Origin of the sequence: Glutamicibacter sp. ZJUTW, assembly GCF_008370855.1 — a bacterium.
Taxonomy (GTDB): Bacteria; Actinomycetota; Actinomycetes; order Actinomycetales; family Micrococcaceae; genus Glutamicibacter; species Glutamicibacter nicotianae.
Map to the genome: position 1 here is coordinate 2,226,231 of NZ_CP043624.1, position 15,017 is coordinate 2,241,247.

General features: G+C 59.3%; 9 protein-coding genes. 3 read left to right on the forward strand and 6 right to left on the reverse strand.

Annotation, left to right across the window (positions count from 1 at the left end; all coding sequences use genetic code 11):
- Positions 1–121: 121 nt before the first annotated feature.
- Positions 122–1,828, forward strand: a complete 1,707-nt coding sequence (locus tag F0M17_RS10475) for a LysM peptidoglycan-binding domain-containing protein (protein ID WP_168201998.1) — start codon at positions 122–124, stop codon at positions 1,826–1,828.
- A 74-nt stretch (positions 1,829–1,902) separates the two neighbouring features.
- Here the strand turns inward: F0M17_RS10475 and F0M17_RS10480 are convergent, their stop codons facing one another.
- The 5 genes from F0M17_RS10480 to F0M17_RS10500 form a co-directional block, all read right to left on the reverse strand.
- Positions 1,903–3,390 (reverse strand): sensor histidine kinase, encoded by a 1,488-nt coding sequence (locus F0M17_RS10480; RefSeq protein WP_038990534.1) that lies wholly within the window; start codon positions 3,388–3,390, stop codon positions 1,903–1,905.
- Positions 3,391–3,399: 9 nt separating this feature from the next.
- Positions 3,400–8,193, reverse strand: a complete 4,794-nt coding sequence (locus F0M17_RS10485) for an NAD-glutamate dehydrogenase (RefSeq protein WP_149597082.1) — start codon at positions 8,191–8,193, stop codon at positions 3,400–3,402.
- A gap of 125 nt (positions 8,194–8,318) precedes the next feature.
- Positions 8,319–9,566, reverse strand: a complete 1,248-nt coding sequence (locus F0M17_RS10490) for an AAA family ATPase (RefSeq protein WP_149597083.1) — start codon at positions 9,564–9,566, stop codon at positions 8,319–8,321.
- Positions 9,563–10,228, reverse strand: a complete 666-nt coding sequence (locus tag F0M17_RS10495; protein WP_168202000.1) for a hypothetical protein — start codon at positions 10,226–10,228, stop codon at positions 9,563–9,565. Before F0M17_RS10495 ends, F0M17_RS10490 begins: the two co-directional genes overlap by 4 nt.
- A 90-nt stretch (positions 10,229–10,318) precedes the next feature.
- Complete coding sequence (locus F0M17_RS10500) at positions 10,319–10,816, reverse strand: hypothetical protein (protein WP_210416632.1); 498 nt, start codon at positions 10,814–10,816, stop codon at positions 10,319–10,321.
- Between the two features lie 185 nt (positions 10,817–11,001).
- Here F0M17_RS10500 and F0M17_RS10505 point away from each other — a divergent pair, with 185 nt between their 5' ends.
- Together F0M17_RS10505 and F0M17_RS10510 are read left to right on the forward strand one after the other, a co-directional pair.
- The gene (locus tag F0M17_RS10505) at positions 11,002–11,727 is read left to right on the forward strand and encodes a LysM peptidoglycan-binding domain-containing protein (RefSeq protein ID WP_143180995.1); all 726 of its coding nucleotides are present in this window, start codon (positions 11,002–11,004) and stop codon (positions 11,725–11,727) included.
- A gap of 41 nt (positions 11,728–11,768) precedes the next feature.
- The gene (locus tag F0M17_RS10510; protein ID WP_149597085.1) at positions 11,769–12,293 is read left to right on the forward strand and encodes an Rv3235 family protein; all 525 of its coding nucleotides are present in this window, start codon (positions 11,769–11,771) and stop codon (positions 12,291–12,293) included.
- On the opposite strand, the gene secA is transcribed toward F0M17_RS10510, so the two are convergent.
- Positions 12,290–14,944 carry a preprotein translocase subunit SecA gene (gene secA / locus F0M17_RS10515; RefSeq protein ID WP_149597086.1) on the reverse strand — a complete coding sequence of 885 codons (2,655 nt, stop codon included), beginning with the start codon at positions 14,942–14,944 and terminating at the stop codon, positions 12,290–12,292. The genes F0M17_RS10510 and secA overlap by 4 nt on opposite strands.
- Positions 14,945–15,017: the final 73 nt, after the last annotated feature.

Here is a 15,017-nt window from a genome sequence, read left to right on the forward strand (position 1 = left end):
TGTAAATTTTCTTGTATCACTTTGATAACAATTGCATCACAGACAACATGAGGAACGATTTCCCTTTGTTACCTGCGGAGCAAAGCCCGTTATTTTCACCGTATAAATGAGGATTGACTTCATGGCCCACGAATCCAAACATGCTTCCAAGCATGCGTTAGGCGTTGTAGCAGGCGCGGCCATTCCCGCTGCGGTCATCGGTAGTCTCGCCTTGGCTCCAGCAGCGCAGGCAGCACCGACGATTATTCCTAACACCTCAGGAAGCTTTGCCAAGGCGGTAACTCCAGAGACCATCAAGGTTGCTGAGGACCAGATAAAAGCCCACCTGATCGCTTCGCGCGTATCTACGTTGGGCTTGCCAGCGAAACGAGATGTTTCCGAGATCAAGATTCCAGCAGGCGCATCCCTGTGGAGTATCGCTCGGGAATACGACACCACGGTATCCGAGCTGAAGAAGCTCAATAACCTCAAGAACGATTCGATCATTGCCGGCAAGACGCTCAAGGTCTCCGGTCACGCTTCAAAGAGCAGCTCCAAGCGCAAGTCTTCAAGCTCTTCGTCATCGGCGTCCACCTACACGGTTAAAAATGGCGATACGCTCAGCGCCATTGCTAGCAAGCACAATATGAGCTTGTCGGACCTGCTAGACAAGAACGACATCTCGGCAAGCAAGGTGATCTTCCCCGGCGACAAGATCAAGGTCAAGGGTTCGGCTTCGAGCTCCAGCGGTGCAACCCATGCGAAGAAGTCTTCGTCCTCTGGTTCTTCGACTTACACCGTGAAGAGCGGTGACACCCTCGGAAGCATCGCCATCAAGCACAACATGAGCTTGTCGTCGCTCCTGAGCAAGAACGACATCTCGGCAAGCAAGGTGATCTTCCCCGGCGACAAGATCAAGGTCAAGGGTTCGTCCTCCTCCGGCTCGTCTCCGAAGTCGTCCCAGAAGAAGTCCTCCTCGTCTGCTTCTTCGAGCTACACCGTCAAGTCCGGCGATACCCTCAGCGGCATCGCCGCTAAGCACGGCATGAGTCTGTCCGATCTGCTGAAGATCAATGACATTTCAGCCAGCAAGCCGATCTTCCCAGGCGCCAAGATCAAGGTATCCGGCGGTTCATCGTCAAGCTCCACACCGAAGAGCAACGCTGCGCCTAAAGCAAAGAGCTCGACCTACACGGTCAAGTCCGGCGATACCCTCAGTGGCATCGCGACCAGCCACGGTATGAAGCTGGCTGCGCTGCTTGATCTGAACCCGGAGTTCAGCGCGAGCTCGCCTCTGAAGATCGGCGCCAAGCTGAAGGTATCGGGCTCGTCGGTTGCGCCGTCTGGCGAGGTCAAGAAGCAGAAGATCGGCAATACCTTTGCTGGTCGCACCTATCCAGACCACGTTGTGAGCAACGCGAACTCGAACAAGGATTACCTTGACTCGATCGATGTGCCGAGTCGCGGCGAGATGCAGGCCCTGATCCGTTCCACTGCACAGAGCATGGGCGTTGACCCTGCACTGGCATTGGCACACGCATACCAGGAGTCTGGTTTCAACATGCGCGCGGTATCCCCTGCAAACGCCGTTGGCGCCATGCAGGTGCTGCCAAGCACTGGTGACTGGATCGCATCGGTCATTGGCCAGGACCTGAATGTCCTGAACCCTCGCGACAACGTCGTTGCTGGCGTCGCAGTTATTGCCTACAACTTGGACAACACCGACAACCTGGACGATGCAATCGCATCCTACTACCAGGGGTTGGCTGGCGTTCGCAACAACGGCATGTACGAAGACACCAAGCATTATGTAGCCAGCATCAAGGCTCACATGAAGAACTACCGCTAAAAAGACACAGAAGAGGCGGACCAAACACGTAGAGTGCTTGGTTCGCCTCTTCGTATTGCGGCTAGATCCGGTCTTTAGGCTGTACGCCGGTCAAGATCCAGCGGCATGTCGATCACCACTTTGGTGCCGCCTTTCTCGCCCTGCAGCCAACGGATTTCACCCGATAGCTCGCTAGTCACCAGGGTTCGCACAATCTGCAGCCCAAGACCCTCGCGGCGCGGTTCCTCCGGCAAGCCATGGCCGTCATCCTCAATGACAACACGCAGCCAATCTTTGCTATCGGCACCCTTGTATCGTTCTGCGACCAGGGCAACCTCGCCATCACGATGCGCCAGTCCATGTTCCACCGCGTTGGTCACCAACTCGTTGATCACCAGCGATAACGGTGTTGCCAAATCAGCGTCAAGCATGCCAAAATCGCCTTCACGGCGGGTAGAGACCCTTTGTTCCGGAGAAGCAATTTCCACGATCAATCGGAACTGGCGATCCATCAGATCATCGAATTTCACGGTTTCGTTCAGGCCCTTGGACAGGAAGTCATGGACCGAAGCGATAGTGGAGACCCGGCGCATGGCCTGCTCAAGCCCCTGCTTGCCGTCCTCCGAGCTCATCCGGCGAGATTGCATGCGCAACAGCGCCGCGACAGTCTGCAAGTTGTTCTTCACACGATGGTGGATTTCACGGATTGTCGCGTCTTTTGTAACCAGTTCCTTTTCGCGGCGGCGCAGTTCAGACACATCGCGGCAGAGCACTAGAGCACCCCAGCGCTTTGATTCGTTGCGAAGCGGGATGGCGCGCAGCGAAAGCGTGACTCCGCGGTGTTCCACCTCGGTACGCCATGGCATCTTGCCTTGGAGAACCAGTGGAAGAGTTTCATCGACGACGCGTCGGTCGCTGACCAGCGCCATCGTCAGGTCAGCCAGCGGCTGGCCTTGCAGTACGTCGGCTGCGCCTAGACGGCGGAAAGCTGAAACAGCGTTGGGGCTGGCGAATTCGACGGCGCCATCAACACCGAGACGGATGAAGCCATCGCCGACGCGTGGCGCTCCTCGGCGCGATCCCGTGGGGCTGGCGAAGTCAGGCCACAGTCCTTGGGTGCCCATCTGCAACAGGTCATCCGCGCTTTGCCGGTAGACCAATTCCAGGTTGCTGGGCGTGCGGGACTGGTTGGGGTCGAAGTGGGAGGTGATCACCGCAACCGGGCGGTTCTGGCGCACCAGCGGAATCGCCTGCACAGTAGTCAAGCCCATGATGATGTCTTTGCCGGCCTGTTCCGCAGAGCGTTGCACTTCTTTGGTTTCCCAGGCGTGGTCAACCATGATGCGCAGGTCCTTGCGGATGCGTTCGCCCACGAAGTCGCTATGAAACGCGGTATGCGAGGTAGAAGGACGCACGTGTGCCAGGGCCGTGTAGGAGCCGTCCCCGGTGGGGAACCAGAGCACAAGGTCTGCGAATGCGAGATCCGAGACCAGCTGCCAGTCCCCCACCAGAAGATGGAGCCAATCCTCATCACCCGGTGCAAGTGCGGCACGTTGACGTAGTTCTTCGGTGATGAGGGCCATTAGCGGTGTTTACCTTCGGACGATGGAACGCAAGAGGCGAAGCGCCACGGAAAGCGAGGCCATGTCGTCTCGTTCCAGGCTGTTCACTTCCGCGAACATAGTCTTCGCACGATCAAGGTTAGCCGCGTTTGCTTCTTCCCACGCAGCAACACGCTCTGCCGGGTCCGCAATATCGCCGTGGGCATCCAGGATGTTGTCGGTCAGGTCGATGATCGTGGTGTACAGATCATCGCGCATTGCTGCACGGGCCAACGCCTGCCAACGATCCGAACGAGGAAGGTTGGTGATGCGGTTCAGCAGGCTGTCCACGCCGAACAGGTCGTAGAGCACGTAGTAGGTTTCTGCGACCTTGACCGGAGCGGTTCCGGTGCGGTGGACGTACTCTGCCACATCCAGCAGCGCGTAGGATTCGAACTGGGTCGCCCACATGCTGGCACGACGCTCCGGGATGCCCTGGGCTATGGCTTCTTCCCGCCATTCCTGGAAACGCTGCAGGTCGTTGCCGCGGACCAGGGTTGGCAGTGCCTCGCGCAGTTCGGTCACGGTCGCTTCGTAGCGATTGACCGCTTCGGTGACCAGCAGCTGCTGGTCGACGCGGTTGATGAACCAGCGCGTGGCGCGATCCAGCAGTCGACGCATGTCGTGGTGCTGGCGTCCCCAATGTTCCAGATCGGTTCCGGCCGGCTGTGCATTGATTGCATCGAACTGGCGGTCGAAGCCATAGATCTCACGCAGGGCGCAGAAGACCTTGGCAATCTGGACTTCGCTGGCACTGGTTTCTTCCATGGCCCTGAAGACGTAAGTGATGCCGCCCATGTTCACGATATCGTTGGCAATCACCGTCGCAATGATCTCGCGGCGCAATGGGTGGCTATCGAGCTGATCCCCGAAACGCTCCACCAGCTTTGTTGGGAAGTAGCGGCGCAGCGTCTGGTTGAAGTACGGATCATCGGCCAGATCGGATTCGGCCAGCGCGTTCGCCAGCTGGATCTTCGCGTAGGCGGCAAGCACCGACAGCTCTGGAGTGGTCATCGCGTCGCCAGCGGCACGGCGTTCTTCCAGCTCTTCCGCGTTCGGCAGGAACTCCAAGCCGCGGTTCAAGTCAGCATGGGCTTCCAACCACTGCATCAAGCGCTCATAGGCAGGAGTCCAGGTCAATGCCGCGTGCTTTTCATTCAACAGCAACACGTTCTGCTCGAAGTTGGTCTTCAGCACCAGGTCACCGATGTTATCGGTCATCGACAGCAGGAACTCGGTGCGCTCGGCCTCGGAGAGGTTTCCGGCCTTGATCTGGCGGTCCACGAAAATCTTGATGTTCACTTCGCGGTCGGAGGTGTCGACGCCAGCGGAGTTGTCGATGGCATCGGTATTCAGCAGGACGCCCTTGCGTGCTGCCTCGATACGGCCCAGCTGGGTCATGCCCAGGTTGCCGCCTTCGCCAACTACCTTCACGCGCAGATCTGCGCCGTTGACGCGGATGGCGTCGTTGGCACGGTCTCCGACCTGGCCGTGGGTTTCGGCCGCCGACTTCACGTAGGTGCCGATACCGCCGTTGTACAGCAGGTCCACTGGCGCAGAGAGGATGGCCTTGAGCAGTTCGTTGGGGCTCAGCTGGGTGATGCCGGCGTCCAGGCCCAAGACCTCGCGGACCTCGGGGCTGACCGGCACGGACTTGAGGCTGCGCGAGTACACGCCGCCGCCGGCCGACAGCAGTTCCTTGTTGTAGTCTGCCCAGCTGGAGCGCGGCAGGTCGTACAGGCGCTGGCGCTCGTCGAAAGCGACCTGGGGATCCGGGTTCGGATCCAGGAAGATGTCGCGGTGGTCAAAGGCGGCCACCAGCTTCACGGTTGGGGTACGGCGCAAGCCGTTGCCAAACACGTCTCCGGACATGTCTCCCACGCCAACGGCGGTGAACTCGTCCTTCTGCGTGTCGATGCCCAGCTCGAAGAAGTGGCGCTTGACCGACTCCCAGGCACCGCGTGCGGTGATGCCCATGCCCTTGTGGTCATAGCCCACCGAGCCGCCCGATGCGAAGGCATCGCCCAGCCAATGTCCCTTGTCGGCCGAGATCGAGTTCGCGATATCGGAGAAGCTCGCCGTGCCCTTGTCGGCAGCAACCACCAAGTAGGAATCATCGCCATCGCGGCGGACCACGTTGGCCGGCGCCTCGATGTGCTCCCCGTTTTCATCGGCCACCAGATTGTCGGTCAGGTCCAGCAGGGTGCGGATGAAGACCTTGTACGCGCCCTTGCCCTCTTCCATCCAAGCGCCTCGGTCGAAGGCTGGATTAGGAAGCTGCTTGGCGTAGAAACCGCCCTTGGCGCCCGTTGGCACGATGACGGAGTTCTTGACCATCTGCGCCTTGACAAGGCCCAGCACTTCAGTGCGGAAGTCTTCTCGGCGATCCGACCAGCGCAGGCCGCCACGGGCCACCGCACCGAAGCGGAAGTGGGTACCTTCCACACGCGGCGAGTAGACCCACAGTTCGTGCTTGGGACGCGGGAACGGCGCGAAGTCGATCTCTTCCGGCGCGAGCTTGAATGCCAACGCCTGGTGAGTGGTGAAGTAGTTGGTGCGCTTGGTCGCTTCGATCACCTTCACGAAACGGCGCAGCAGCGTGTCTGCATCCAGCGTCGGCACTGATTCCAGTGCTTCGGTGATCTTGGCGTGCGCTTCCTCCCGAGCAGCTTCGGATTCCTCGGAGCTCAGCTTCGGGTCGAAGGTCGCTTGGAACAGTTCCACGATGGCGTGGGTCACCGACGGGTTGCCGACCAGGGTGTTGGCAATGAACCCGGTGGAATTCGGAACACCGAGCTGCAGCAGGTAGTGGGCGTAGGCACGAAGCATCGCGACTTCCTCCCACGTAAGCCCTTCGTGCAGGACCAAGGCGTTGAGGCTGTCCGATTCGGCGAGGTTGCTCACCACTGCGCAATAGGCGTCAGCCAACTTGGCTTCCACGGCCTCGAAGTTGATCTCCTCATCGATCTTCAAGCCCATGTCGTAGATGTAGCGTTCGCCGATTCCTTCGGGATTCAGCTCATATGGCCGCTCATCGACGACGTCGAGGCCAAGATGCTGCAGAACTGGCAGTATGCGCGAAAGCAGCAGCGGCTTGGTCACGTAGATCTTCATGCGCTTGGAAACAGCAGAATCCTCGTCCTGCTTCTCGTCATCGTAGAACGAGACCACCGGACCATCGGCGTCCTGCTCGCTCAGCTCGGCGAGCAGATCGATGTCCTTCAGCGCATCTTCGATTTCGAACTGCACTTTGTAGGACGCCGGGAAAGCTTCGGCCCAGGCGTTGGACAGCGTGTTCGCATCGCCCAGTTCCAGACGCGCACGTGCGGTGTCGACAATAGCATCGGACCAGGATCGCACCGCCTTGGCGATTCGATCTTCCAGTGCCTTGCGGTCGACCACCGGTGCCAGGCCGTGGCGCTGCAAGCGCAGGCGGTAGAACAGGCGAACCAATGCGCCGGCACCCAGCTGCGCTTCGTATTCAACGGATTCTGCGTTGAAGCTGCGCTGCAGCTCCTGCTCCACTCGCAGGCGCACTGCCGTGGAGAATCGGTCGCGCGGCAGGAAGACCATGGCCGTGACGAAGCGGCCGTAATCGTCCTTGCGCAGGAAGACCGAGGTGCGCCGGCGTTCCTGCAGGCGCAGGATTCCGAGGGCAATCTTGGTCAGCTCATCGACGGAGATTTGGAACATCTCGTCACGAGGGTAGCTTTCAAGGATGGTCGTGATGTCCTTGCCCGAGTGCGAATCGGGAGCGAAGCCGGTGCGCTTCAGGACGGCTTCCACCTTTTCGCGCACCAGCGGAACGGTCTTCACGCTGGAGGTGTAAACGCTGGAGGAGAAAAGTCCGATGAAGCGGCGTTCGCCGTTGACCTCGCCGTTGGCATCGAAGCTCTTGACGCCGACATAGTCGAGGTACACGCCACGGTGCACAGTGGAACGGGAATTGGCTTTGGTGACGATCAGCGCGCGCTTGTCACGGGCGGTGATCCGGCCGCGCTTGGTCAGGTGCTGCGGGCCTTGGTCCGCCAGGTCGCGCATCAGGCCCAGGCCGCTGCCCGGGCGGGCTACCAGCACGTCTTCGCCGTTGATGGTTTCCAGCGAGTAGTCGCGGTAGCCAAGGAAGGTGAATTTTCCGTCGGCCAGCCAGTTCAGCAGTTCCGCAGCCTGGTGCACCTCGGCAATTTCCTCGGCCTTGGGGGTCTGCGGAAGGCTCTGCGCAATCTCCTTGGCACGATCCAGCATGGCTGGCCAGTCCTTCACGGCGACACGTACATCAGCCAGAACGCTGTAAAGCCGTTCAACGAATTCCTTGGCCTGCGCATCGGTGAGTTCGCGAGCCAGCTCGACTGAAATCCATGACTCGATGCGGGTTTCCGCACCGGCCGAAATCAGCGTACTCAAATCCGAGAGCGCAGCGGTGTCGCCGCTGGCAACGTGCTGCAGGCCCGCGTGGCTGATCTTGGTAATTTCACCGGTCTCAGTTTTTCGTGATACAACGAACGTCGGATGCACGACTAGCTGAATCGGTGACTTCAGCTGCACCAGTGCGGCCGTTACGGAGTCAACAAGGAACGGCATGTCATCGGTGACGATGTGGACCACTGAAATTCCGTTGTTGCGGGTAATGGCGACGTTAGCATTTTCCGCATCACGCTGATACCCGATTTCCAGATGTGCTGCCACGCGAGCTTCGAGTTCGTCTGGCCGATAGGCCGCCACGTCTTCGGTCGCAATTTGGCCGTAGTACTCGCTCACCAGTTTCGAGGTGAGTGTCTCATCCATGAATGATTCTGACATGCTGGATTCCGACGAGTTCAAAAGAACGCCTCCAAGAACAAAGTTCGATTAACCCGCGCCTTTGCGGGTATCTAGTTTTACCCACATTACTCGGTTTTCAACTCTGCGGTTCAAGCTTCGGCGCGAATTCGACGACTATTCCGTTTCTCGGCTGAATCCGTGGATTTTATGCCCGCCAAAGCCCGTATTTCCGTACGCAATAAACACTTTGGGGCGATTTCAAGCAACGGACTTCCACCGAGCACAGACGCGTTGCACACGGCATGGTCCTCGGGCAAGTACCCGGCGACGTCGTGGGTCGGACCGAACCTGTCCCACGCTTCGATCAACCTGCGTTTCGGGTTGCGTCCGGTGCTGCTGGAACCCACCCGATTGAAGACTATTCTCGGCTTCAGTCCGGGCAGCGCTTCGTCAAGTTCGTCGATGGCCCGAAGCGCACGCGGAATTCCCAGGCTGTCGGCGCGCACGATCATGAACAGCTCATCGGAGCACTGCAGCATCTCCACCGTGACAGCGTTGCGCTGTGGTGCTTGAGTATCGAAACTGAGCTGTTCGTCGAGTTCAATATACGGAGCCAAATCCAGTACGACATAGTCGTAGTGGACCTTGAGCAGCATCGCAGCTCGACGCAGCGCCGAGGCACGGACTTCGGGCCACCGGCTGGCACGTGGAATTCCGGTAGCCACGCGCATGGTCGCCTCCCCGACCTGGACCAGGGAACATGCGGCGTCGAGCCGGGCCACATCCGAAGTACCGGCGTCGATGGCGCGGCATAACTGCGCGATTGAAGCCGACTCGTCCATGAGCCCCAATTGAATGGCGATGCTGGCGGCATAGGTGTCGGCGTCAAGAAGCACCACGGTTTTTCCTGCTGCTGCAACTTCCACTGCGTAGTTCAGTGCTACGGTGCTGCGCCCGGGAGACCCTGGGGCGCTCCAGAAGCTGACGATTCGGCCGCTTTGCCCGTTGCCATAGTCCTCCGGCTCGAATCCGCCGAGCGCGGCGTCGGCTCCGGCATGATTCAGGGACTGAACAGCGGTTCTGATGCGTCCTTCGAGCTCGGCCATGGCTGAAGCGGCCGGCAAATGCAGAACGTCTGGCAAAGGCTGCCAGTTTTCAGGCCGGTCAAAGAGCAGCACCACTGCTGTCTGCTGCAGCAAGAGCGCATCGAGTTGTTCCATGGGTGGCACCAGCTGGGCGTCCGCGATGATCAGCGCGTCAGCCATTCCGGTATCGCAGGCAGCGATGGCTTCAGCGATATCGGCGCAAGCCCGGGTGACCATCAGTTCGCCACGGTAGCCTTCTATTTGCCGGACGATTTTCTCCTGGTCGCCGAGCACCACGACCGAGATGCTCATTGCGCGGTTCCTGCCGGGTTGTAGACGACGATGATTCTCGACTCGTTGGCCAGCGCCTGGAGCAGCGGTTCGAGTTGGTTAGGTTCGACCAGCAGTTCCAGGTTGGTGCCATGGGTTCCCACCAGTCCCCCGCCGCTCTCAACGCGTGCAGCGACTTCGACCATGGACGAAAGCTTTTCCGGGATTCCGTAGGTGTTGCCGTTGCTTTCACGCTTGGCAATCCAGACGTCGACGAAGCTGCCTGGCGTGATCGAAGAAGAGAGGTCTGCCGGGAGTTCGACATTGACCGGCCTGCGCGATCCGAGGTCGCTGTGCGTAATTGAGGTGACAGGTATCAATTGCCCAGCGCTGATAAAGGTATTCGCGCGGGCTTCCTCGCCGAGCTCCGCATTTGTGTGCAGATAGTTTTCAAGCGTTCCGCCAAGCTGGACTTCTTGAGTTTTCATGTTCTCGCTTGTCAGCTTCTCGCCAAGGGTGATATTCGTGCTGGCCACATACACCGTCGAGGTCTGATGCAATTCACCGACCAAGTACACGGTTCCTGCAACCGACGCGACCACGAGCACGGCACCGAGTGCTAAGCGCGGGTCCTTCCAGCTGGGCCGTCGCACACGTGATGCAGTGTTTGTCCGCGCGTCCTGGGCGATCTGTTCTGTGATCAAGGCATTGACCTTCCGCCAGCATGGGTGCTTATGGATGGTGAGCCTACGACAAGTTGGGCCTGCTGGAAAGACCTCTAGCGCACTTGTGGATTACGAGAGGTTGATCGCTTCGACCCATCCGATGGCATCGAGTGGTATCAGCAATTGCGATGAGGCTTGCTTCGCTCTGGCGAATTCATCGCGAGGATGCACCAGAATTACCAGGAAATCCCTGGCTACCTGCGTCAGCGTTCCTTCAGCCAATGAGCCTCCCGCGCGGCTAAAAACGTGGCATCGAGCTCGATCCCGAAGCATCCCACGCAGAACGGTGGAAAACTTCACCGCGCTGCCAGGTGCGCGTTGTCCCGCAGCAGTGACGCGCCCCTGCGGAAGCGAGAAGGATTCTACTGCGGCACTGCGGACGACCCACTGCGCCTGCTCTGTTTCAAGGCAGATATAGTCTGCGGCGCATGGACCGAGCTTTGCGCGAAGCTCCGTTCCCCCGGCCAGCCTGAGGCACAATTCACGTCCATGGAACCGCATCAGTGTGGGCAAAAGTTCTGCAGTCGCCCGTTCGGCCCTGACGTTTTCGGCAATTTCGTCGCGCAACTGCGCTCGGCTCTGTTCAGCTAGCTGAGCCTCCAAGTCATCGAACAGCGAATCCCACCGCATGCGCCAACTGTACGAGACTAAACATTTTTGCGTAACCCTATTCACAAAACTATCTCTAAGTGCAACTATAAATATCAAACATTATCAAATTACATCAAATCTCATTCAAGGAGATGGTTTAGGTGTCTCGCCAGCGACGAAAATTCATGCTGCTGCTCTTCTCGGCAGCATCAATGGTTATTATCTACGTGGGAATCCAGTGGATCACCGGCTACGTCCAATCCGTGGGCGACCAGCGCACCACAGCTGACTACATCAGGCTTCTTGTAAGCTTTTCGTTCCTCACCCTGCTCGCGCTGTACCTGCTGCGGATGGCCTTGGCCCAGCTGATCCGCTGGGCGTTCACCCACAAGAAACTGAAATTGACGCGGTTCTTCCAGCGATTCGCACCCAGACTGAGCAAGAGGATCCTCGGCTCAATGCTTGGAACCTCAATTGCTTTCTCCTCGGTTGCCGTTGCCTATGCGGGCGAGCCCCTGCCAGCTTCGCTGGCACAGTCCCCGGCGAGCGACAGAGCCAACCACGAGCTGGCCAGCTATCCGGTCCGCCAGCAGACCTCGGTACCCAGCCCGCAGTGGTTCCCCGAAGCCATGAGCGTTCCGCTGAGCCCGCTCGTATCCCCAGGCACGAACCATCCTCGCCAACGCGCGGTGCAGCGCAACGAAGTGGTGGTCGCCGAAGGGCAGAACCTGTGGAGCATTGCCGCTGAGCATCTGGGAGCGCAGGCCACCGTGGAAGAGATTTCCGCTTATTGGCCCAAGATCTACCAGCACAACAAAAAGACCATCGGCGCCGACCCTGACCTGCTGCGCATCGGCACGGTGCTTGAACTGCCGCCAGCGAGCTAGCCGCCATCACAACCATCACCCGAACCCACTGAGGAGTCATCATGAGCACCATAGCCATCAGCCCGCGTAGCGCCAACACCAGCTACTACAATCCAGACGTCTACGCTGCCAATCACACCGAGCCGATCCCGGCGCAAACCGTTCCGGAAACCGACCCATGCCAAGCGCCGGCGCACCTGCGTCGAGCCTTGGACAATATCTTCCACCGCTCGGCCGTTTACCGTACCGAGCACCGGGCGATCATAGAAATTTCCCACGCCGTAGCCCGTGCAGTGTTCGAAATCGTGGCCGGTTATCGTACCGTCAATCAGCTGGCATTCGTGATGGAGCCTTCGTGCATCGCCAAGCTCCGGCGACGTGCCCTGCTGGAAACAGCGAGCTACACGCTCGAACCGCTGCCGGGCACAGCGCACGGCCAGATCATCTCCTTGCACCTGGATCGCTGCTTGTCGGGCTCTTGGGAATGCACAGTTATCCTGGGATTTAAATACCGCGTCCGTGCCGTGGCCCTGAAAATTGAGCCTTGGCACGGACGGTGGCAGGTGACGGATATGGAGCTGATCTAGCTGCGCTTCGCCTTCTTGTTCTTGGTCTTCTTCTTGCTCGAAGAAGCCTGGGCGCGGGTGGTGCTGGCTTCACCATCTTCATCCGGTCCGGTGAACTGCAGGTTCTTCGGCTTCGCTGATTCGTCGATCACCGGTGCGGCGGCCGCTTCGGCGCCGGTGGGGATCTCCAAATTGAAGAGCGTGCCGATGCTTTCTTCGCGGATGCTTTCCATCATGGTCTGGAACATGGTGTAGCCCTCGCGCTGGTACTCGACCAGAGGGTCGCGCTGGGCCATGGCACGCAGGCCGATGCCTTCCTTGAGGTAATCCATCTCGTACAGGTGCTCCTGCCACTTGCGGCCAATGGTGGAGAGCACGACACGGCGTTCCAGGTCACGCATGGTGGAGGAACCTACCAGCTTCTCGCGCTCTTCGTACTGGTACTGGGCATCCGAGAGGATCTCGCGTTCCAGGAACTGCGCGGACAGGTGCCCCACGCCTCCAGCCTCTTCGATGACTTCATCCATGGTGATGCCAATCGGGTACAACTGCTTGAGGTTGGTCCACAGCTGCTTGAGCTCCCACTCGTCCGGGCCGCCAACCTGGGTTGCTTCCAGGACCATGGCCTTGACGACATCCTCGAGGAAATTGCCGACCTTTTCTTCGAGGTCCCCGCCTTCCAGGATGGAACGGCGGTCAGCGTAGATCGCTTCGCGCTGGCGGTTCATCACGTCATCGTACTTCAGCACGTTCTTGCGCTGCTCGGCATTGACGCCTTCCACCTGGGCCTGGGCGGATTCGATGGCACGGGACACCATCTTGGATTCCAGCGCCACATCATCTGGCATGGACGGGTTGTTCATGATGCGTTCGGCCATGCCGGAGTTGAACCTGCGCATCAGGTCATCGGTCATCGACAGGTAGAAGCGCGATTCGCCCGGGTCGCCCTGGCGACCGGAACGGCCGCGAAGCTGGTTGTCGATGCGGCGTGATTCGTGGCGCTCGGTGCCCAGCACATACAGGCCGCCAAGCTCCGCAACTTCCTTCGCCTCCTTGGCAACTGTTTCCTTGGCCTTGGCAAAGACCTCGTCCCAGAGCTTGTTGTACTCCTCCGGGTTGTTCTCGGCATCCAGGCCGCGGCGTTCCATCTCGGCCACGGCAAGGAATTCCGCGTTGCCGCCGAGCATGATGTCGGTACCGCGGCCGGCCATGTTGGTGGAAACGGTGACAGCGTTCTTGCGGCCGGCCATCGCGACGACTGCAGCTTCGCGAGCGTGCTGCTTGGCATTGAGCACCTCGTGGCGGATGCCCTTCTTGGACAGCAGGCGCGAGAGGTATTCGCTCTTCTCGACGCTGGTGGTGCCCACCAGGATCGGCTGCCCGGTAGCATGGCGCTCGGCGATGTCCTCGACCACAGCGTTGAACTTGGAGACTTCATTCTTGTAGATGTAGTCCGACTGGTCAATGCGGATAGCAGGCTTATTGGTAGGAATTTCCACCACGCCGAGCTTGTATGTGCTCATGAATTCAGCGGCCTCGGTCTGCGCCGTGCCGGTCATCCCGGAGATCTTCTCGTACATGCGGAAGTAATTCTGCAAGGTCACGGTGGCCAAGGTCTGGTTCTCGGCCTTGATCTCAACGCTTTCCTTGGCCTCGATTGCCTGGTGCATGCCCTCGGAGTAGCGGCGGCCCTGCAGCGCGCGGCCGGTGTGCTCGTCGACGATCATGACTTCGCCGTTGACCACGACGTAGTCCTTGTCCTTCTTGAACAGTTCCTTGGCCTTGATGGCGTTGTTCAAGAAGCCGATCAGCGGGGTGTTGTTGGCTTCATAGAGGTTGTCGATGCCGAGGTAGTCCTCGACCTTTTCGATGCCCGTCTCCAGCACGCCGATGGTGCGCTTCTTCTCGTCGACCTCGTAATCGTCTTCGCGCTTCAGGCGCGAAACGATCTTGGAGAATTCGGTGTACCAGCGGTTCACGTCGCCCGAGGCCTGACCGGAAATGATCAGCGGCGTACGGGCCTCGTCGATGAGGATGGAGTCGACCTCGTCGACAATGACGAAGTGGTGGCCGCGCTGGACCAGCTCGTCCTTGCTCCACGCCATGTTGTCGCGCAGGTAGTCGAAGCCGAATTCATTGTTCGTGCCGTAGGTGATATCGGCTTCATACTGCTTGCGGCGCTCGGCAGGCTTCTGGTTCGAAAGGATGCAGCCGCAGCTCAAGCCGAGGAAGCGGAAGACGCGGCCCATCAGATCCGACTGGTATTGGGCCAGGAAGTCGTTGGTGGTCACCACGTGCACGCCCTTGCCGGTCAAGGCGTTCAGGTAGGCCGGTGCGGTCGCTACCAGGGTCTTGCCTTCGCCGGTGCGCATTTCCGCAATGTTTCCCATGTGCAGGGCGGCGCCGCCCATGAGCTGGACATCGAAGTGGCGCATGCCAAGGACACGGTCCGAGGCCTCGCGGACCACTGCAAAAGCTTCTGGGAGCAGGTCATCCAACGTCTCGCCGTTAGCCAAACGTTCGCGGAACTTGTCGGTTTCACCCTTGAGCTCTTCGTCCGAAAGTTCGCGAATTTCGACTTCCAACGTATTGATCGTGTCGGCGTACTTACGAAGAGTCTTCAAGGTCTTCTTGTCGCCGGTACGCAAAATACGTTCTAGCAATGATGCCACGTGGTAGCTCCCAATATCTCAAGCACAGTAATTTCTGGCGTCTTCAGTCTACGTGAGGAAAACAGCGCATTTG